This is a genomic window from Wohlfahrtiimonas sp. G9077 (genome assembly GCF_002252155.1).
Lineage (GTDB): Bacteria > Pseudomonadota > Gammaproteobacteria > Cardiobacteriales > Wohlfahrtiimonadaceae > Wohlfahrtiimonas.
Window position 1 is genome coordinate 231085 of sequence record NZ_NEFD01000001.1, and the last position, 20888, is coordinate 251972.

The 20888-nt window shown below is 43.3% G+C and carries 20 protein-coding genes; 9 read left to right on the plus strand and 11 right to left on the minus strand.

Annotation, left to right across the window (positions count from 1 at the left end):
• The first annotated feature begins 150 nt into the window (after positions 1-150).
• Positions 151-1575 (plus strand): sodium:proton antiporter, encoded by a 1425-nt coding sequence (locus tag B9T20_RS01055; RefSeq protein ID WP_094489414.1) that lies wholly within the window; start codon positions 151-153, stop codon positions 1573-1575.
• Position 1576: 1 nt separating this feature from the next.
• Here the strand turns inward: B9T20_RS01055 and B9T20_RS01060 are convergent, their stop codons facing one another.
• Positions 1577-1927: a YraN family protein gene (locus B9T20_RS01060; RefSeq protein WP_094489415.1), complete on the minus strand. Its 351-nt coding sequence runs from the start codon at positions 1925-1927 to the stop codon at positions 1577-1579.
• 54 nt (positions 1928-1981) lie between these two features.
• On the opposite strand from B9T20_RS01060, the gene rsmI reads away from it, so the two are divergent.
• Genes rsmI through B9T20_RS01085 form a run of 5 tightly spaced genes read left to right on the plus strand, consistent with a single transcriptional unit; the run spans position 1982 to position 6407 of the window.
• Positions 1982-2821 (plus strand): 16S rRNA (cytidine(1402)-2'-O)-methyltransferase, encoded by an 840-nt coding sequence (gene rsmI / locus B9T20_RS01065; protein ID WP_094489416.1) that lies wholly within the window; start codon positions 1982-1984, stop codon positions 2819-2821.
• A gap of 30 nt (positions 2822-2851) precedes the next feature.
• Entirely contained in the window at positions 2852-4081 is a 1230-nt protein-coding gene (locus B9T20_RS01070) for an MFS transporter (RefSeq protein ID WP_094489417.1), read from the plus strand.
• Positions 4081-4821 (plus strand): deoxyribose-phosphate aldolase, encoded by a 741-nt coding sequence (locus B9T20_RS01075; RefSeq protein WP_094489418.1) that lies wholly within the window; start codon positions 4081-4083, stop codon positions 4819-4821. The genes B9T20_RS01070 and B9T20_RS01075 overlap by 1 nt, the downstream gene beginning before the upstream one ends.
• Before the next feature lie 21 nt (positions 4822-4842).
• Complete coding sequence (locus B9T20_RS01080; protein ID WP_094489419.1) at positions 4843-5622, plus strand: inositol monophosphatase family protein; 780 nt, start codon at positions 4843-4845, stop codon at positions 5620-5622.
• Between the two features lie 50 nt (positions 5623-5672).
• Positions 5673-6407, plus strand: coding sequence for a phosphodiester glycosidase family protein (locus B9T20_RS01085; RefSeq protein WP_094489798.1), 735 nt, complete (start codon positions 5673-5675; stop codon positions 6405-6407).
• On the opposite strand, the gene B9T20_RS01090 is transcribed toward B9T20_RS01085, so the two are convergent.
• Positions 6373-7701, minus strand: a complete 1329-nt coding sequence (locus B9T20_RS01090) for an ATP-binding protein (RefSeq protein WP_094489420.1) — start codon at positions 7699-7701, stop codon at positions 6373-6375. The genes B9T20_RS01085 and B9T20_RS01090 overlap by 35 nt on opposite strands.
• Before the next feature lie 11 nt (positions 7702-7712).
• Positions 7713-8399: a response regulator gene (locus tag B9T20_RS01095; protein WP_008314617.1), complete on the minus strand. Its 687-nt coding sequence runs from the start codon at positions 8397-8399 to the stop codon at positions 7713-7715.
• A gap of 141 nt (positions 8400-8540) precedes the next feature.
• Between B9T20_RS01095 and B9T20_RS01100 the strand changes: the two genes are divergently transcribed.
• Positions 8541-8951, plus strand: a complete 411-nt coding sequence (locus B9T20_RS01100; protein ID WP_094489421.1) for a Spy/CpxP family protein refolding chaperone — start codon at positions 8541-8543, stop codon at positions 8949-8951.
• A 256-nt stretch (positions 8952-9207) separates the two neighbouring features.
• On the opposite strand, the gene B9T20_RS01105 is transcribed toward B9T20_RS01100, so the two are convergent.
• The 8 genes from B9T20_RS01105 to fur form a co-directional block, all read right to left on the minus strand.
• The gene (locus B9T20_RS01105; RefSeq protein WP_094489422.1) at positions 9208-9489 is read right to left on the minus strand and encodes a lipid asymmetry maintenance protein MlaB; all 282 of its coding nucleotides are present in this window, start codon (positions 9487-9489) and stop codon (positions 9208-9210) included.
• Between the two features lie 9 nt (positions 9490-9498).
• Positions 9499-10104 carry a phospholipid-binding protein MlaC gene (locus tag B9T20_RS01110; RefSeq protein ID WP_008314613.1) on the minus strand — a complete coding sequence of 202 codons (606 nt, stop codon included), beginning with the start codon at positions 10102-10104 and terminating at the stop codon, positions 9499-9501.
• 54 nt (positions 10105-10158) lie between these two features.
• Positions 10159-11157: a UDP-N-acetylmuramate dehydrogenase gene (murB, locus tag B9T20_RS01115; protein ID WP_094489423.1), complete on the minus strand. Its 999-nt coding sequence runs from the start codon at positions 11155-11157 to the stop codon at positions 10159-10161.
• A gap of 5 nt (positions 11158-11162) precedes the next feature.
• Positions 11163-12374: an SEL1-like repeat protein gene (locus B9T20_RS01120; protein WP_094489424.1), complete on the minus strand. Its 1212-nt coding sequence runs from the start codon at positions 12372-12374 to the stop codon at positions 11163-11165.
• A 1-nt stretch (position 12375) separates the two neighbouring features.
• Positions 12376-14277 carry a SurA N-terminal domain-containing protein gene (locus tag B9T20_RS01125; protein WP_094489425.1) on the minus strand — a complete coding sequence of 634 codons (1902 nt, stop codon included), beginning with the start codon at positions 14275-14277 and terminating at the stop codon, positions 12376-12378.
• An 82-nt stretch (positions 14278-14359) separates the two neighbouring features.
• A complete protein-coding gene (locus tag B9T20_RS01130) occupies positions 14360-16951 on the minus strand; it encodes a DUF349 domain-containing protein (RefSeq protein ID WP_094489426.1) in 2592 nt (863 codons plus the stop codon).
• Positions 16951-18546 carry a glycosyltransferase family 39 protein gene (locus B9T20_RS01135; protein ID WP_094489427.1) on the minus strand — a complete coding sequence of 532 codons (1596 nt, stop codon included), beginning with the start codon at positions 18544-18546 and terminating at the stop codon, positions 16951-16953. Before B9T20_RS01135 ends, B9T20_RS01130 begins: the two co-directional genes overlap by 1 nt.
• Positions 18547-18555: 9 nt before the next feature.
• The gene (gene fur, locus B9T20_RS01140; protein ID WP_008314607.1) at positions 18556-18966 is read right to left on the minus strand and encodes a ferric iron uptake transcriptional regulator; all 411 of its coding nucleotides are present in this window, start codon (positions 18964-18966) and stop codon (positions 18556-18558) included.
• A gap of 177 nt (positions 18967-19143) precedes the next feature.
• Here fur and B9T20_RS01145 point away from each other — a divergent pair, with 177 nt between their 5' ends.
• The gene (locus B9T20_RS01145) at positions 19144-20193 is read left to right on the plus strand and encodes a class 1 fructose-bisphosphatase (protein WP_094489428.1); all 1050 of its coding nucleotides are present in this window, start codon (positions 19144-19146) and stop codon (positions 20191-20193) included.
• A 103-nt stretch (positions 20194-20296) separates the two neighbouring features.
• Positions 20297-20863, plus strand: a complete 567-nt coding sequence (gene efp, locus B9T20_RS01150) for an elongation factor P (protein ID WP_094489429.1) — start codon at positions 20297-20299, stop codon at positions 20861-20863.
• The last annotated feature ends 25 nt before the right edge of the window (positions 20864-20888 follow it).

A 20888-nucleotide genomic window follows, 5' to 3' on the forward strand; every position in this document is an offset into this window, starting at 1 on the left:
TTTTAAAAAAAATAATGCCATATCATGTAGAATATAGATAAATGTCATATTATGCGCAAGTAATCTAAAGGGCGTTCGCCCATTTGCTGCAAATACCATCACACCACACAATTTACCTTCCACACTCATGATCTTTTTTTGAGGGTTTCAATGCGTATTTTTTTTGTTGCTTTGGTTGTCTTCTCCACATTTTTTTCCACAAGCTTTGCGAATAATGTACAAAGCCACGCATTTGATGGCAATCATTTATCGATGCTCTATACGTTGCCTTTTATGGGATTGATTGCATCTGTGGCGCTCTTACCCTTAATCGCCCCTAAGCTTTGGCTCAATCATTATGGGAAAATCACCTTAGGTTGGAGCATCATTTTTTTCATTCCTTTGATCCTTAATTTTGGTTGGGGCGTCGGTGGAGCTGTGTTGGTGGACACACTCATCTCCGAATACATTCCCTTTATTTTATTGCTATTAACCTTATATGTGGTTTCAAGTGGCATTCAGATCACCGGTCACTTTGCTCCAAGCCCTGCTTTAAATGTGATGATTTTACTGATCGGTACTTTACTTGCGTCCATCATGGGTACAACAGGCGCCTCAATGTTACTCATTCGTCCAATACTGCAAGCAAACCAACATCGCCGCCATAAAGTGCATGTGGTGATCTTCTTTATCTTCTTAGTGGCCAACATTGGCGGCGGCTTAACGCCCCTTGGGGATCCGCCACTCTTTTTAGGATTTTTAGAAGGCGTGAGTTTCTTTTGGACACTGCAATACATGCTCTTACCCGTTATGATCACATCAAGCATGTTATTGATGCTCTTTTACCTTATTGATACCAAACTCTTTGCCCTTGAAGAGATCAAACCACAAAAATTAAAAGATAATCATTTTGTGATTAATGGGAAATTTAATTTTATATTAATCGCCGCGGTGCTTGCTGGCATCATCATCTCCGGATTTTGGAATCCAAACATTCAATTAGAAGTGTTCCATTCCACCATTGCCCTTGAAAATGTCTTCCGTGATGTGCTCTTTTTACTTGTGATTTATCTCTCTTTTAAATTCACGCCAAAACAGCTGCGTATTGATAATCAATTCAATTGGGAACCCATTTTAGAAGTGGCTAAACTCTTTTTAGGCATTTTTCTCACCATTACACCGGTGATTCTGATCCTTCAATCGCCCGATCACCCTGTCACAGCATTTTTAATGCGCTTTGCACATGATGAAATCGGCGCACCTAACAATGTGACCTACTTTTGGATCACCGCCACATTGTCCGCTTTCTTAGACAATGCCCCAACCTATTTGGTGTTCTTTAAAATGGCCATCGGTGATCATGCCCAAGGCGCCGCTTACTTAATGAATGTGATTCCAACAACATTGCTCACCATTTCAATGGCAACAGTGTTTACAGGACCTTTAACCTACATCGCCAATGCCCCAAACTTTATGATCAAAAGCATTGCAGAACAACAAGGCATTCGCATGCCAAGCTTCTTCAGTTATATGCTGATCGCCATTGGCACACTCTTACCCATTTACATTTTGCTCAATGTTATTTTCTTAATGTAAATTAAAATGCATTGGCAATCCAAGTGATGCGCGGTGGGGAGAATGAGGTATCAATCCCCACCACATCAATGCGTGCATCCCCTTGATGATTCACTTGTTGTAAATAACGCTCAGCCGTTTTTCTAACTTTTTGCTGTTTACCATGCGTAATGCTCTCTAAAGAATCACCATGTAAGTGTGTATTTCTCACGCGCACTTCCACAAAGACCAAAACGCCGCCAGTTTGCATAATAAGATCAATCTCGCCCATTTTGCAGCGATAATTTTTCATCACAAATTGAAGTCCATGGGCTTCTAAATGTGCCCGGGCATATGCTTCGCCCCAATCACCTGTCAATTGTGGTTCGCTCATTGCATCATTTCCTTGTATAATCGTAACCCTTAAATTCAAGAATCAGAGAACTCTATGTCAATTTGCTACGTTGTTGCAACACCAATTGGAAATATTGATGATTGGTCACCGCGCGCCATCGAAACTTTAAAAAGCGTTGATGTCATTTTTGCCGAAGACACTCGACACTCCGCTAAACTGATGCAGCTCTTTAACATCCAAACGCCGATGCGCTCCCTGCATGATCACAACGAAACTGACCGCATAGATGAGATCTTAAATTTATTAAATGATGGACAAAATTGCGCCATCATTTCAGATGCGGGCACGCCGCTCATCTCTGATCCGGGCTTTAAAGTGGTGCGTGCCCTTCGTGAAGCGATGCAAACTGTGATTCCCATTCCCGGCGTCAGCGCATTGATCACCGCATTATCCGTTTCTGGCATTGCTACGGATCGCTTTAGCTTTGAAGGTTTCTTACCTGCAAAATCCGCAGGCCGCAAAGCGCGCATGAATGAGGTGCGTAAAGATTCCCGCACTTTGGTCTTTTATGAATCAAGCCACCGCATTTTGCAAATGCTTGAAGATGCCATGGCAGTGTTTGGCGAAGATCGCTATGCCTTCATTGGCCGTGAAATGACCAAACGTTATGAAAGCTATCTCTCAGATCGCCTGAACAATCTGCATGAATACTATACAACCCATTCAGATGAACAACGTGGCGAATATGTTGTGGTGATCGAAGGGGCAACAGTTGACGCCAGCGAGCCAGAAAGCATCGATTTAACGGAACTTTTGACCATTTTATTGGATGAATTGCCCTTAAAACAAGCGGTGAGCATTGCCACAAAAGTGACAAAATTATCGAAAAATCATGTGTATCAAGCTGCACTGGCGATCCAAAATAACGTATAATCCCTCTGCAAATTAAGGAGTTGAAAAGTAATGTCAGACGCAACTGTCAATACCAGCACAAAATTATTACCGGGCGAACTCGGTCTTAGCCTCAAACTCGCAGGGCTTTTTTCCATTCGGATGTTGGGCATTTTCATCATCTTGCCTGTGCTGACTCTATACAGCCAAAGCTTAACGGGCTCGACCCCATTTTTAACGGGCCTTGTGTTTGCAAGTTACGCATTGACGCAGATCTTACTGCAACCGATCTTTGGCGTTGTTTCCGATAAAATGGGCAGAAAACCAGCATTAATCGCTGGTCTTGGGTTATTTATTGTGGGCAGCATCATCTTAATGTTTGCCAGCCACGTTTATGTGGCCATTTTAGGGCGCATCATTCAAGGCGCCGGCGCAGTGTCGGCTGTTGTACTGGCTTTGGCCACGGATTTAACCCGTGAATACATTCGCTCAAAAGTCATGGCCATGATCGGTGTCAGCATTGGTTTAACGTTTGGTGTGGCGATCTCCCTTGCTCCCATCATCTATATGGTGGCCAAAGGCTATGGAATTTTTGGTGTGTGTGCGCTCATGGGTGCCCTTGGCATTTACGCCACCATCAAATTCATTCCCGATGCACCGATGCCCACTGAAGCGATGAAAACAAAACGCGAAAGCTTATCTGAGCTCACCCGCATCGCTTTTAGTAATGGCAATGTGGTGCGTTTATACTTTGGCGCTTTCATGCTGCATCTCTTATTAACGATGACGTTCGCCGCCATGCCAAGCCTTCTTGGTAAATTGGAAATCTCTGGCGGTTCTGCCACGCTCTATTATGTGAGCACCTTTTTCATCTCATGCATCATCATGTTTGCTTGCGTAGGTTTAGCAGAGCGTTTTTATCGTCACCGTGTCTTATTTCTATTTGCCATTTTATTTTTAGCATTGGCATATTTAGGCTTAATTGTTTCTGAAGATGGCAGCCATGCCCTCTTTTTCTGGGGATTATTGTTATTCTTCTTTGGATTTAACGTCATGGAAGCGATGCAGCCTTCCATCATGTCGCGTGCTGCCGATCAGAACTATCGCGGCACCATTATGGGCGTTTTTTCCTCCTCACAATTTTTAGGCACCTCCATCGGCGGGATGCTTGGCGCTACAATCAGCGGTTATTTTGGCGTACAATATGTCTTTTACTTGGCATTTCTTTTAGCAGCTGTTTGGTTCGCCATCGCATGGCCCATGCAAAATCCTGTGAAACCTCAAAAGAAAGCAGACGCATAATGGAAGCAGAAACCTTAAAAATTAAAGTGGCACAAAAAATGATCGGGCTGATTGATATGCCCTATCTATTTTTAAACCTAGATGCAAACAAAGTGGCCGAAGAGGTCAAAAGCATCGGCGCCATCGCCTCAATCACAACCTTTGCACAACACGTTGCACCCCTTCGTGAAGCATTTGGCGATGCTGTGCCAACCATTGCCACCATCATCAATTATCCCTATGGACCTTTTAATACATACAATGCCACCCAAGAGATGAAGCAAGCCTTGGATGCCGGCACCGATGAGATTGATTTGGTCTTTCCCTATCAAGCCTTGGTCAATCGCCAAGCGGGATTATGTTTGAAATTTTTGAACACCATGCGGGAAACTGCAGGTGATACACCATTAAAGCTCACCATTGAAGCCGGCATCTTACAAGATGCCAAATGGATTCGAAAAGCCACAGAATTGGCTGTCAGAAGTGGCATGAATGTCGTCAAAACCGCTTCAGGTCGCAATCGTCAACAAATCACCCTCACCATGGTACAAATGATGCTGACTGTGATTGAAGACATGAATCCTGAAACGGGCATTCACATCGTGACAACCAACAACAATTTTACCGAAGCTTCACAATACTTAGAAGAAGTCATCAGCCGCTTAGGCACATCATGGGTTGATGCTTCTCATTTCCGTTTGAGTGGTCCAAATTTAGTCAGCTCCATTTCAGAGCTACTGGCTCAAGACCATGCTATTTAATATTTTTAATCTGAGAGTTTTATGAATCCACAATTAACCATCGCACAAAAAAGTGTTTCTAAAGTTAGCCGTTTAATCAACCAAATTTTTGAACAAACCGCTAAATTAAGCCAAGCACAACGCGAAGAGACCGAACGTTTTGACATCTTTTACGCACAAATTGAAACCGAGATTGCCAAAGAAATTTTATATGCATACCCAGACCACACGGTAGAAACAAAACTCACAGGTGTGCACGGCCCTGCCCACAATAAATCGTATTGGTATGTCAGCGGCATCGTTGGTAAACAAAACTTCTTAGGTGGCAATGCTGACTTTGCAGTTTCTGTAGCCTACATGGTCGATGACAAATTAATGGCCGGTTACGTTTATGCACCAATGTCACAAAAAACCTACATGGCTGTGAAAAATGAAGGCGCGACTTTAAATGACATTCGCATCCGTTTACCTCGCCACAGCGGCCGCATCAGCGATGCCCTTTTACTCACAGATGCGCGTTCATTGCGTAAAGAAAATGTCATGATGACTGCGCATTTACATCATCTCTCTTTAGGTGTTAGAGTGTTAGGCGATGAAGCATTGAGCATCTGCGAGATGATTGAAGGGAAAGCCTCAGCAGCTTGGTTAAATGCCTTTGATCCTTGTGATCATTTAGCGGCTGTCTTGATTGCACAAGAAGGCGGCGCTTTAGCCACTGACTTTAATGGCAATGAAGTGGACATCAGCGCTGAAAATGCAGCTTTTGCCACACCTAAATTGTTAAAACCTTTATTACAATCCATCCATCAAGCCAAACGTTAATGAAGATCCGGAAATCTCAATTACTTGCCCCATTACTCACCCTGTGCTTCATGCCAGAAGCACACAGTTTATCGTTGTTGATGCAAAAGTATCACAATGTTGAGTTTGCAGTTGTTGAGGTTTCCGAACATGATTCATTACAGCTTTTTTGGAAAAATCCCGCCACCGAGCAGCCTTATCAATCTTTTTCAACGCTCAATAAAACGTTACAAAAAGAGAAAAAACAGCTTCTCTTTGCCATTAACTCTGGCATTTTTGGGCAAGATCAATCGCCGCTCGGCTGGCATATGGAAAAAGGCGAACTCTTAAAGGGCTTAAATCAGATCACACGCACCAATGCCATTGGGAATTTTTCATTGATTCCAAATGGCGTTTTTTTTGTCAACCAAGATGGTTCGCGCCATGTTCTAGAAACTGAGAATTTTCTTCGCAATCAAAAACGTTATGCGCCTTTATATGCCACGCAATCTGGCCCAATGCTTGTGGTCAATGGTCAGTTGCATCCAAAATTTTTTGCGTCCTCCGACAGCTTAAAATATCGCAGTGGCGTGTGTGTCAAAAATAACAATACTTACTTTGCAGTCACACAAAACCCCATCAATTTTTATTACTTTGCTAAATTTTTTCAAGAAGAATTGGGCTGTCAAAATGCTCTTTATCTCGATGGTACGTTGTCACAACTCTCTTATCTTGGGAAAATTTATGGCGCACCCTTTTGGAATGTGCGCCCATACGTTGGCATTTGGGCGGTTACGAGCCCGATGACAAAGGAAATGTCAAAGTAATCATCAATCCACCATCTTCATGATTTTTTGCCTCAATGGTGCCATGATGATGCTTGACCATTTGCCCTGCAATGGCTAAACCTAAACCGGCACCATTTGAATCGGGCACCGCTTCATTTTCTGCACGATAAAATGCCTCAAACAATCGCCCTAAATCTTTTGGCTGCACGCCTGGGCCATCATCATGGACACTGATGATCAATTGATCCGCCGCCACATTAAAAGTCACATCAATGCGCGTTTTGGCATAATGAATGGCATTGCGTAAAATATTCTCAATGCCACTTTGGAAATTCTCCACATTCAGCAGCAGATGCATCTCCGGCACTTCTTCATAATACAAAGTTTTACCATTGGCATCTGCCTCAAATGCCGCTTCTGCCAATAACTCAATCAGTGCTGCTGACAATGTCACAGATTCATGTTGCTCGCGGCGCAAAATCAGTTCACGAGATAAAGAGAGCATCGCCTGAATACGATCTTCAATTAAAATCAGATTTTGCTCAATGCGATCAATGTCTGGCGCTAACGATGCATCCGTTTTCCGACGCAACATGCCATTGGTCAAGCGAATGCGTGTCAAAGGCGTTCTAAGCTCATGGGACATGTTCCCAAATAGGCGATTTTTCTCTGCTTCTGCCTTTTGCAGCTCTTCGACCATTTGATTAAAACTTTGCCCAAGATAACTGAATTCCACCGTCCCTTTTTCAAGGGCAGGATCCACCTCCCAATCGCCCCTTGCCACGCGATCTGCCGCTTGCTTTAAGCGCTTAATTGGGCGATAGAGTGAATAGGTGAGTAAAAAGATAAAAGGTAAACTGGCAAAGAGCATCAACAATAGTAACAATGAGGGCGATTTAAACATCAAACTCACATAGTACGATTGCGGCAATTTTGGAAACAGCATATAAAACTGATAACGCGCCCCTTCCACTTCAAATGGCCCCATGATCATTTGCGAGTTGATCACTTGTTGATGCGGCACATCTTCATCGGTTACGGCCGTAATGAACTCTCGATATTCAGGATTATCCACACTGCTAATAGAATAGGCCAAATACTCAGGATCATTGGTTTTTGGAATGGCAATGAAGCGCCCTGCATTTTTCGCATGACGCATCTGCAACTGACGATCAAGGCGCTGTTGAATTTTCTCTCGCTCGGCACTTGGCACTTCACGAATGCGCCTTTGATCCAGCGTTGGAATGATGATGGCAATGGACACCACCGCAATGCAATAGATCAAAAAAACAAAAAAGATCCGCACACTCAATAGAGAGAAAAATTTACGCACGCCTTGCCCCTTTATTCGATGAACATATACCCTAAACCATGAATGGTCTTAAACCATGGCATACCATTGTCACGATCCGGAATTTTTTTACGTAAATTGCTCACATGCATGTCAATGACGCGATCAAATGCTTGATGGCGCTTACCTAAAATTTCACGACTCAATTCATCACGACTGATGGCTTTGCCGCGGTTTTTCACCATATACAGCAGTAAAGAAAATTCAGTATAGGTCAAATCAATCGGTTTACCAGCAAAGCTTGCCTGAAACTGCGCTTGATTGAGCTCTAATTGATCCACTTTAATCACATTGTGATCCTGCGGTGCTTCTTCTGCATTCGCACGACGCAACAAAGCGCGGATGCGCGCAATCAATTCGCGATCATCAAAGGGTTTGCCAATGTAATCATCTGCCCCAAGTTCAAGGCCAAGCACGCGATCAATGCTGTCGCCTTTCGCTGACAACATCAACACAGGCAATAAAGGATGGGTGCTTCTCACCTCTTTTAATGTGTCCCAACCATTTTTTTTGGGCATCATCACATCTAAAATCAAGACATCTGGCGTTGTGTGTGCCATGTAAGCCAAACACTCTTCCCCATTATTACACACATCCACCGCAAACCCTTCAAAGGTCAACAGCTCTGAAATCAATGCTTGCAGTTGTAAATCATCATCCACCAATAAAATATGTTCCATGACTACCTCCTTGCGCCATTATAGCGGCTTCTCTACAACTGTCTAAAAACATTTACGCCGCTTTACATTCTCTAGACTGCCTTTTACAAGCAAAGGATTAATCTATACTTAATCCACAAACACATAGATGAGGAAAGACATATGAAAAAATTGGCATTGGTCGTGATGGGTGTTGTCGCTCTTTCAAGCGCCGCGATGGCAAAACCAGATCGTGACCACGACATGAATCGCTTACAGTTGACCAAAGAACAAAGTGCACAAATGCAATCATTGCATGAATCCATGCAAAAAGAGCGCGAAGCCACTCGTAATGCACATCAAGCGGAGATGAAAAATCTCTTAGAAAATCCAACATTCAATGCTGATCAAGCACGCAAAATGCAGCAAAAACATCGTGATGATCGCGCTGTACAAAAATTGCAACACAAGCATGCGGTTTACCAAGTCTTAACGCCAGAGCAACGGGCTGAATATTTAAAAGCCCACGATGGCAAAGGTCCACGCATGCATCAAGATGATAAAGGACATAAAGGACATCGTCATCACCCTTAGTTTCCCTTGATTTACCTCTATTCTCTCACACTCTCCTTATCCCATCCTTGCGATGGGATCTTTTTTTGCCCATTAAAAATAACTACAAAATTATTACAATAAATTTAGGATAGCATCCTCAATCTAAATAGGAGTCTCAAAATTTACCGGGGAAATAGATTCTCATCTTTTGAATCATGTAACCATCCTGTAATTCTGCCCATAAAAAAAGGGATCAAATGATCCCTTTTTTTACGTTTGTAACGAACACATGGCACTAATGAACAAACCACTCGGCCACGTGATAGAGCGCCAGCAACTTTGTCAGCTGATCAGGCACCGCATCTAGAGCCAAATCAGGATAATCATGCTTATAGCTGATCAACAATGCCACAAATGCACTGTCGCAGCTGCTGACAGTATTTAAAGACAACGCAGTGGGCGCCTCTTTTTTAAATGCAGCTCGAATCACACGATCATACTCAGGAATGGTGAATTTATTAAAATCACCCACCAACTGATACACACCTTGTCCGGTTGCCTGACAGCACTCACTCATCGTTCAATCCTATTTATTTTTTTGCGCTAAGGTTTCAATCATACCATCAATGCCTTTGGCATTCACCAATTCACGGATCTCAGTACGATAACTTGTCACAATGCTCACGCCTTCAATGGAAACATCATACACCAACCATTTACCGCCAGATTTGATCATTGAATAGTTCACGGCTACAGGTTTATGGCTTGATGATGTGATTTCTGAACGCACTGTCACTTCATTTTTATTCTTCGCATTTGGTGGCAATGGGAATACATTGACTTTATCATCCGTGTATTCAAGCAATGCGCTACCGTAAGCATTGATCAACAATTTTTTAAATTCATTCATAAAGCGATCACGCTGAGCAGGTGTAGCATCACGCCATGCGCGCCCCATCACCCATTGTGACATGGTGTTAAAATCAAAATATGGCACCGCCATTTTTTCAATAAAACCATACAAACGCTTTGGATTCTGCTTTAAGGCAGTTTCCTCTTTTTTTAAGGCATTGATCAATTGTGCAGAGGCTTTTTCAATGGTTTGCTCTGGCGTATCAGCTGCATACACCATTGAACACATCGAAACCACCACCATCAGTGCCACAGACTTCAATAATTTTACAAGTTTCATACACTTCTTCCTATGGTTAATAAAAACTGTTGTGTCCCATTTGCCATTCTACCATTATAGAATGATCACTTCAGGCTCTAAACAAATATCAAATGCCGCCTCAACGGCCTTCATCACTTTTAAACTGTGGTCATAGAGCGCTTGCCCTGTTGCCCCACCTAAATTCACTAAAATGAGGGCTTGCTTTTCATACATGCCCACATTATCCACATATTGCCCTTTAAATCCTAAGCGATCGATGAGTTGACCTGCGGATAATTTACATTGCTCACCATGAGGATAAACCACCAAATCAGGATATAAAGCTTTCAACGCCGCAGCCTTTGAAGCATGAACCACTGGATTTTTAAAAAAGCTACCCGCACTGCCAAGCTCACTCACTTCAGGCAATTTTGAACGACGCACTTCAATCACAGCATGAAAGATATCCATCGATGTGGGTGCATCAATCCCCTTATCCATCAAATGCGCCTGTAATGCAGGATAAAATCGCTCGTACTGATGCGGCGATTTAGACAATCGAAAATCCACACTCACAATCAAACGATCTTTTAAGGTGGATTTAAAAATACTGTCTCGGTATGCAAAGGCACATTCATCATTACTATATGACTCAAATGTTTTCGTCATCGGATGATACACATGCACACGCTCAATGAATTGACATGCCTCAATGCCGTATGCACCAATGTTTTGCACAGGCGTTGCACCCACTTGCCCAGGAATATAGGCCAAACATTCTAAACCATGCCAACCTTTCGACAAAGTATGCGCCACAAAAGCATGCCACGGCTCGCCAGCATATGCTTTAATCAAAACAGAATCTGCATCCTCTTCGAGGATCTCAATGCCACGCATACAGTTATGCACCACCGTGCCTGAATAATCTTCGGTGAACAATACATTACTGCCACCGCCTAAATAAAAGAGGGGCGCTTTTAAGTCGCTCAATTCTGCTAAATCATCTAGCGCATCAATGCGATAATAATGAGCCGCTTGAGCTGCAATGCCAAACGTATTCACATTGACTAAATTAAAATTATGCTCGATCATACCATCTACTTTGTTGAAAGACGCTCAAGCGCCCTTTGTGCTTCCGTCACATTTGCTTTGGTCGCTTTTTGATACCAAGCTTTAGCTTCATCTAAATTTCTCACCTCAGGATACTCTTCAAAAATGCGCCCTAAATTATATTGTGCGTTACTGTCATCTTTTTGCGCCGCTTCACCATACCAATAAATGGCGCGCTCTAAATCTTTATCCACACCGATGCCGCGCTCAAAGGCACGCGCCACGCAATTTTGTGCTTCAATGTTCCCCGCTTCTGCGGCGGATCGGTAGTAATCATAAGCGCGGCGATTGTCTTTTTCAACCCCAAAGCCGTGCTCATACAATCGCCCCAATGCCACTTCCGCAAGTGGAAATTGATTATTGGCCGCCTTTTGATACCAAAATTGCGCCGTTTCATAATCTTGCTTCGTGCCCAACCCCTCTTCATACATATAACCCAACTTATATTGAGCGCTTGGCATGTCCTCGTTCGCAGCGCGCTGAAACAGCAATAACGCTTCACTGAGGCGATGGCGATCCGTTTGCAGATATAAATCACCTAAGCGTTCATAAGCCAATGGAAAATTCTCATCAGCAGCATTTTGATAATATTTCAACGCCTTCTCTAAATCCACTGGCGCGCCTAAACCAACTTCATACATATACGCTAAACCATAATCAGCAATGGGATTGCGCTGAAACTCCGTCGCTTTATAAAACCAATCACGGGCTTTTTGATAATGTGGATCTGAAGGATTTGGATGATCTAAATAGTGGTTAAATAAATAAATATTGGCATTTTCTGAACCATGAAGCGCTGCACGCTCATAATGATCAAACGCTTTTTGTTCATCTTTTGGCAAGCGAATGCCTTGATCATACATCACAGCCAACAACTCATTGGCCCTTGGTTGATTGTCTTTAGCTAAGCGATTTAAAATCCCAAGTCCCCTTGCGATTTCAGAGGGATCATTGCTTGCAAGCATCACTTCGGCTTCATCGATCCATTCATCATCACTTAAGCTGACATCAAGGACATCAACCTCATCGATCATCAAATGATTTTCCATCGGCATCGTTTGCAAAGGCGCATCACTGGCCTTTGTCAAAACGATGTCAGACAAATAATCTTGATCATTGCCATCATTGTGCAGCGTCATATAGAGGAAAAAACCTGCAATCCCCGCATACGCCCCAATCAATAAAGTGCTATTTCGCATATTACTCTGTCAAAAATGGGACTTGATACACTTCGATCTTGCTTTGATCATACAAGCCCTGCATGAATAAAAGGGTTTCGGCATTGGCCATATCAGAACGTAAATATTGGCGAATCAATGTCAATTCCTCTTGCGTATAATCAGACAATTTACCAGGCTCAATACCATTGACAATCACGCCATCGACATGATCATTGATGCTCAAAGCCACAAATGCAGCTGGCTGAGTTTTAGCCACAGAAAAGCCTTGCTCAAGGACAGCGGCCATTTCAGGATCATTGTTTGCAGCATCATTGATGTCCACTGCCGATAAATCTGTATAGTTTTTCACGGTTAGATCATGCTTTGCTGCCACATCCGCCAATGCTTTACCTTCTGCCAACTCAATGTTGATGGCATCGATTAACGCGCGGGCTTTTTTCTCAGCTTCAGAGCGCACAAGCGCCGCTTTAATTTGAGGTTGTGCTTCATCAAATGTTAAAGGGCGCGCAGCCTCATAGGCTTCAACGCGCACAATGCGAATTTCGCCATTGTCTGCTTGATAGGCTTCTGAATTTTTACCGCCCAGCAATTGCATCTCTTGGCTGATCATCTCAAAAGTTGCTTGATCCTGTAAGGCACCTGTTTTTTCCGTCAAACTCAACCAATCGGTTTGCACCGGCGTTGTATTGAATTCTTGAGCCAATAAATCTAAGCTCTCTGCATTTTTTTCTGCCACTTCTTGAAAGCGCTGTTCATATTCCGCTTTCATGGCCGCTTCTTTGGCCTGCTTCACTTCTGCGGTGGCTTTTGCAGTCAATGCAGCATCACTTAAAGCATCATCGCCATCGATCGCCAATAAACGCACCACGTGCACTGCATTGTCTGTCACAATCGGTGCTGAATAAGGCGCATCCATCGTTAATGCAAACAACGCTTTTTCAATGCCTTGCGTACTATTACTGCGTAAATTGCCCGTTTGATAGTACAAACCCTCAGGATTTTTCTCAATGTCCGCTTTGGCATCCTCAAAAGAGAGATTGCCGGCTTTTAATGCATCGCTGATGCTTGTCAAAGCGGATAATGCTTTTTGTTTTTCATCTTCCGTGCTGAACTGAATGATCAATTGATCAGAATTGCGGCTCTCTGTGGCTTTTTGCTTTTCTAAAATCTCAGCTTTTTTCGCAGCCACCTCTTCTGTAGTCACGCTGACCTCTGCCGTTGCCAACTCAGGCAAGGACACATAAGCAATTTTAACGCGAGGCTCGGTTAAAAATGCCTGCTTATGGCTTTCATAATACGCTGCCAACATTTCATCGGTCACAATGGCATCTTTGACAAAACGGTCTAACGGCACAGAGATCACAGATAAGTCGCGTTTTTCACGATCAATTTTTGCAAAGGCTTCGACGCTCTCTTCTGGCACAATGACAGAATTGGAAATGGCCTGAATTAACAACTGCGTGGTCATGTCACGGCGCAATAAGTTCTCCCATTGCTCGGCCGTTAAACCTTGTTGCTGCAAATAGTATTGATACAACTGTTTACTGAATTGACCATTTTCTTGTAAAAATGGCATTTTATGAATGGCATCGCGCACAGCTTCATTAGATGCCATGATGCCCATTTTCTCAGTGGCTTGCTGCATCACTTGTTCTTGAATGAGGCCATTGAGGACATTTCTCTTCACCATCAATGCTGCAGTGCCTTCTGGTGTGACACCACCTTGCTCACGCAAATAATTCATATAAGCTTGCGTTAAGACACTTGTGGAAATTTTCTCACCATTTACTTTCGCAACGGCAGGATCGCCAAGGCTGCCCATCATGCTTGAGCCACCAAAGCCCAAAAATGAGATGCCAATCCCTAGAAATAAAAACTTAGCAAATTTACTCGTCGCTCGTTCGCGAATATACTGCATCATAATGGTTATTTTCCTAAAATATCATCGATGGATCATTTAAACTTCGCAATTCTATCAAACCTCAGGTTTGAATCAAACTCATTTATCGGAAACGGTCCGCGAGATCAGTATCAACCTCGCCCACCACCAAAGTGAGCCATTCATCATCTAAGCGTTCTAATTGCTTTTCGGTATTTTTCAGCGTGCGATCTTGATTGAGGGCATCAGACAAAATGGCCATTTGTAAGGCTAAACGTGCTTCACGCTCTTCTTCCCTGACTGGAATGTCCAGCATGAGTTCACGCAGCAACACCAAACGCATTGCCACTTGATCACGCTCAGCATACAATCCTTCTAAACGCAAAAATGCCGCGCGTTGACCTGCCAAAATATTCAACAACGTTTGCACGCGTTTTTTTAAGATGGGATGCTGAACATTGCGCACAGGTTCAATCTCAAAGGGCAATCCTGACAATGCTGCTTCTTCTAAGGCACCGATGTCCGCTGCCATTTTAAACAAAGATGCGCGTTTTTCTGCATGCTGAGCAGCCCTACGCGCTTTTTGTGCCTGCTCAATCGCCGATAGTGCTGTTTTAAATGCACGCTCTAAGGATGGATGATCTGCTTTTGGCACGCGGCCAACTCGCTGCCAATCCTCTTGAATCTCAGAGAGATCCATGGATGGATCATCACCTGTATCCATTTGCGCAATGATGGCATCTAAACGCGCTAAAATCTCGCGTTTTTTGGCCACATTGCGCTGCTGCATCCGTGCTTCGGTGCTCATTTGTGTATCACGGGCAGCAAAGATCTGATCATTAACCAAACGCATCATCTTCCAAAGTTGATTCTCTTCTTGATTCGTGGCGCGCACAGTGGGCGCAAAGTCACGATTAAAGGCTTTAGCCTGCGCCACCGCTTTTACAATATCACCTTGAGACAATAATGCATTTAACTCAGTGATCATCCCTTCTCTACGTGCTTTTTCAGCAGTGCGCTCTTGATCAATGGCCTGCTCTAAAGGCGCAATGATGTTGCGCATTTGTGTTTCTAACTGCTGCTTATCACGATGCAAAAAGAGTGGCGCACCGTAACTTAATACGCCATCTGTGGAATATTGATTTAAATAACGATTCCACTCTTTCAAAAACTGTTGGCGCATCATGATCAATTGATCCCAATTCGGGGATTGCCAATCAATGTCATCCATCCATGATTGCAAAGCACTCAATAATCCTTGTGCTTCTGTCAGATAAATGGCACGCGCTGCTTGATCTTTGTCGCGCATTGCCACCACTTTTTGATGAATGGCATGACAGGCTTTTTCAAATCGTTGATGCAAGCTTCTTGGGACATGCGTAATGCCCACTTGTGCCGTTTGCCATTCGCTGCGTAATCCTTTTAGGCGCGCACCTAAATCGCTGGCATCACTGCCTCGCAATGCTTCGGCCTCATCACATAAAGTAGACAATGCTTGATGCGTACGCCAACGCACCACATCTAATTGCGCATGCATCGATTCGGTTAAACGCTTTAACTCCGTGCGATATTTAGCAACACGACTTGAATTTGGCACATCTTGCAATGTTGCCAATAAACTTGTTTCTAAATGTGCAGCTGCTTGCCATTCACCGCTGCTGATCAATTGCGTCAATGCCGCCAATGCATTGTCCATATAGTGCCAATCCACCGCTACTTCTGTCACTTGTTTGACTTTTGGCGGCGTTTGAACAATGGGCGAAGCTGCCATCTCAGCTTGATGCTTCAATGCATCGAGCTCAGTGATTTTATTGTCTAGATTGGTTTTGAGCTGCCCGATCTCCACGCGTTCTTTGGCAGAAAGCTGATCATCTAGCAATTCATCAATCTCTTTGATGAACTGTTTTAAATGATCAATCTCATCACACGCCATGCTTTCTGTTTCGATTTTTTTCCACGCGGCCAAACGTGCTCTGCGCGCTTGATTCAGCGCTTGATGGCGCGCTAAATAGGCCGAACGCCATTTTTGGTGTTCATCACCAAGAGACAAGGATTGCCATGCAGCATCTAAATCACTCAATTGATTGAGGGCCGCTAATGGCTCAGATTCTGCCAAGGCTTGATAAGCGTGCAATAACTCAGCCTGCTTAATTTCGCGCATTTTTGCCGCTTCTAATTCCTGAATGCGCTGTTTAAGGGCAAGCGTGCGCTGTTTTTCCTTACCTAAACTCTGTTGTAACCACTGTTTTAATGGCGCAATGTCATCAATTGCCTCAATTTCAGCGCCGCTGATGGCATAATTGGCATCAAGGAGCTGATCAACGGCCTCTTTGGCCACCACATATTGCATGAGTGTTGGTTTTAATGCCGCATCCTCGCACGCCATCAATAAACGCGCCACAGGGAAATCACGCCGTACGGTCTTTTTCATAAAGTCATGAATGCTTTCTGCCCCACGATCGAGCGTGAAACGGCGAACAATCTCTTTTAATAATGCAGATTGCGCCGCTTCATTCGGTTCTTGTAAAAAGAGCGCATAGAGCTCACCGAATCCTTCAATTTTGGTAAATGCACAAATGCGCACATCATGGGATGGATCCGATTGCGCCATCGATAAGATGATGCTTTCGGCTAAGGCTTCTGTTTTTAATGCGTGCTGCCTTACTTTTGGATTTTTATGCTGCCATTTTGGTTTAAAAAAACTCAACATCGCCATCAATCGCTCTCTTTTCTAGTCAGTAGATTTAAATTATCAATATCCGCCACCGAAAAAATTGCCAAATAGCGATTGCGAAACGGTTGGTAATATTCCGCCATTTGCATGGTCGTCGGTGTCATTTTATCTAAGTACACAATGATGCGGCCGTTTGGCGCAAACGATTTAAAGCGCTCAAACTCAATATCATGATCAATCACCACTAAAGGCTCAGCTAAGCGCCCTAAAAAGTGATATTGCCCCATATAGCGACCATTATTGGCCACCACATAACCATTGTTTTGATACCAACTGATGCGCTCAGATGCCGGCAGCACATCGTAAAAATCGCGGGCGTTTCGAATCACGCCAAAATTAAAGGCCAATGTTAATGCCACACTTGTTAAAGCGAGCGTCATCAAACGCGTCTCTTTAGCAAAAATGAGCAGCATCACACTAAAAATCAGTAAACCAATGCCCCAAATGGGCGAAATGGTAGACAGCCATTCAATGGCATGCGTATCTGACACAAATTTACGCGCATAAGGAAAGCTCATTAAAATGAGCCCCATCATGGCGATCACAGCAGCGACGAGCGCCACATCTTTACGGCGATTGATTGTGCCTTGATAAGCGCGCGCCACCAATAAGCAAAACGCAGGATACAGCGGGATCAATGGCACAATAGAGGTTTTCATGGTGATCAGCACCACAAAGAGCGATGAGCACAACCATGCCACGCAAAATTTAAACGCCGCCTCTTGTTTATTCACCAGAGCAAATGAGCGATAAAGCGGCAACCAAAACACCCAAGGAAAAAGCATGATCACCAAAGACAAAAACGTCATGCCAAAAGGCATTGGATCATTGATTTGGGCAAGCAATCGGGGCAAACCCATGATATTGCTTAATGATAAAAATGGATAATGGTGCTTGACAAAATAGCCCCACGCCCAAAAAAGCACAAATGCACTAATGACAGCACATGCGCCATACAGCGCACCTTTGCCATATTGCTTTAACCAAAGGGGCATCACCAATAACACAGGCAGCGCATAAATTAAAAAAGCGATGCCGGTGACAAAAAAACCGAGCAACAAAGCAAAGGCAACACCAAACCACCAAATGGCTGAATATTGCCAAGCTCTGATTAAAAAATTAATGTAAAGGAGGAGAAAAAAGGCCACGAAAATCTGCTCAATGTGAGCGGTGGCAAAAACGGACCACATCAAACTGCCAATTAAAATGAGCGGTGCATTTGCCCGCACTTTTGGCAATTGTGGCCAGAGTTGTTTACCGGCCAGTGCCGTTAAAAACAGCGTACCTAAACTAAAAATCGCCGCCAAAAATCGAATGGAGAACTCACTGACGCCAAAAATCCGCCAAATAAGCAATTCAAGCCAATGGACAAGCAGGTAAGATTCCTCCACCACTTGCCCATTTAAAGTGGGTATCCAGTATTGACCCGATACCCACATTTCCCAAGTGACTGCTGCGGTGCCCAACTCTTGATAAGGCAATAGTGGCCGACAAAACCATGCGGTAATCACTAAGGCGAGCCAAATGCCAATCCAATTGAACGCTTGTTTGCGTGTGATTTTAGGCGTCTGCAGCATACAAGGACTTTACTGACATCTTTTACAAATGCCGTAGATCGTCACTTTTGCTTCTTGGAATAAATAGCCAAAGTTTTTTGCGATCTCTTCGCTCTTGACGCGAAACTCTTCTTTGTGGAATTCATCAACATAACCACATTTAACACACACGATGTGACTGTGTTGATCGCCATTGTCTAGTTCAAATACAGATTGACCACCATCAAAGAAATGGCGTTGCACTAAACCAGCTTGTTCAAATTGCGTTAATACGCGATACACAGTGGCTAAACCCACCTCTTCGCCCGATTCATTCAAACGTTGGTAGATCTCTTCTGCACTTAAATGATCTTCTGAGGATGCTGACACTAAAATGTTTAAAATTTTAAGCCTTGGTAGGGTAACTTTTAAACCAGCATTTTTTAATTCTTCTGAACCCATATATTCCGCCTATCCATAAAATTATCAACAATGATTAATTATAACACCAAATATTAATTTATTTCATTCATGCATGATTTTCTCGCGATCATATCAAAAGCATGATCAATTAGACTTTTATTTATTGTCGAAAACGAGTACTATGTGCGCATTTTTTGATTACTTGGAGTTTATATAATGCAGCTTGGCACCCCGCTGTCTCAATACTTGATCGAAGAGCAGCGTCTCTATCCTGAAGCCACTGGCTCTTTCACTCTACTGATGAATGATATTGCCCTAGCCTGTAAAACCATCTCAGCTGCTGTGCGCAAAGGTGCACTGGTGGATGTCTTAGGCAATGCAGAAACTGATAACTGTCAAGGCGAACAACAAAAGAAATTAGACATCATCGCCAATGACTTATTCATTAAAAATAACATTTGGCGCGGTCACATCTCTGCAATGGCCAGTGAAGAGATGGAAGAAGTATTCCCAATTCCTGAAGATAAACCTCGTGGTAAATATTTACTCGTATTTGATCCTTTAGATGGCTCAAGCAACATTGATGTTGATGGCCCAATTGGCACCATTTTCTCCATTATGCGTTCTGATAAAGAACATCCCACAGAAGAAGATTTCCTACAAGAAGGCGTCAAACAAGTGTGTGCAGGTTACTGTTTGTATGGCCCTGCCACCATGATTGTGATCTCAATTGGCCACGGTACACATGCCTTCACATTAGATCCTGACATTGGTGAATTCATTTTAACCCATAAAGACATTCAAATTCCGGCAACCTCTGCTGAATACTCCATCAATCATGCCAATCGCGTTAAATGGGAAAAACCCATGTTGCAATACGTACAAGATCGCGAAGCGGGTGTAGATGGTAAAAAAGGCAAACGCTATACAATGCGCTGGGTCGGTGCTATGGTGATGGACGTGCATCGCATTTTAATGCGCGGCGGCATGTTTGCTTACCCCATTGATGAAGGCATTCGCGCAAAAGGCGGTCGTTTACGCTTAATGTATGAAGCGAACCCCATTTCATTTTTAGTGGAACAAGCAGGCGGCATTGCCACCACAGGTTATGAGCGAATTTTAGACATTAAACCGTCCAAATTGCATCAACGCATTCCTGTGATCATCGGCTCAAAAGAGGAAGTGACAGACATTTTAGACTATCACAAAGCCTTTGCAGCAGAACATAACCTTAAATTTACACACGAATGCAAACTCTATAAGTAACGATTTGCCTAACAAATAGTTAACTTTTAGCAAGATTTTGTGAGTATTTTTATCGTATAATGACAAAGTTTTTATAAACAACTTGGAATGAGAATAGATATTTATGGCAACTTATAGCACAAACGAATTTAAAGGCGGTTTAAAGATCATGCTTGATAATGACCCTTGTAGCATTATCGAAAATGAAATGGTAAAGCCTGGTAAAGGTCAAGCATTTAACCGTGTGCGTTTAAAAAACCTCAAAACAGGTCGCGTGATTGAAAAAACTTTCAAATCTGGTGACACTGTTGAAGCAGCTGACGTGATGGACATGGACATGCAATATTTGTATGAAGATGGCGAATTTTGGCACTTCATGAATCCTGAGTCTTTTGAACAAGTGAGCGCATCTGCCGCTGCTGTAAGCGATGTTAAAAAATGGTTAAAAGAACAAGATCTTTGTGTGGTGACTCTTTGGAATGGCGTACCAATTTCCATCACACCACCAAATTTTGTTGAATTGAAAATTGTCGAAACTGACCCAGGTTTAAAAGGTGATACAGCGGGCACAGGCGGTAAACCTGCCACGTTAGAAACAGGCGCTGTTGTGCGTGTACCACTTTTCATCCAAATTGATGAAATTGTTAAGATTGATACACGTACAGGCGAATACGTCTCTCGCGTAAAATAATCTTTTCTTTGTCAATATATTATAA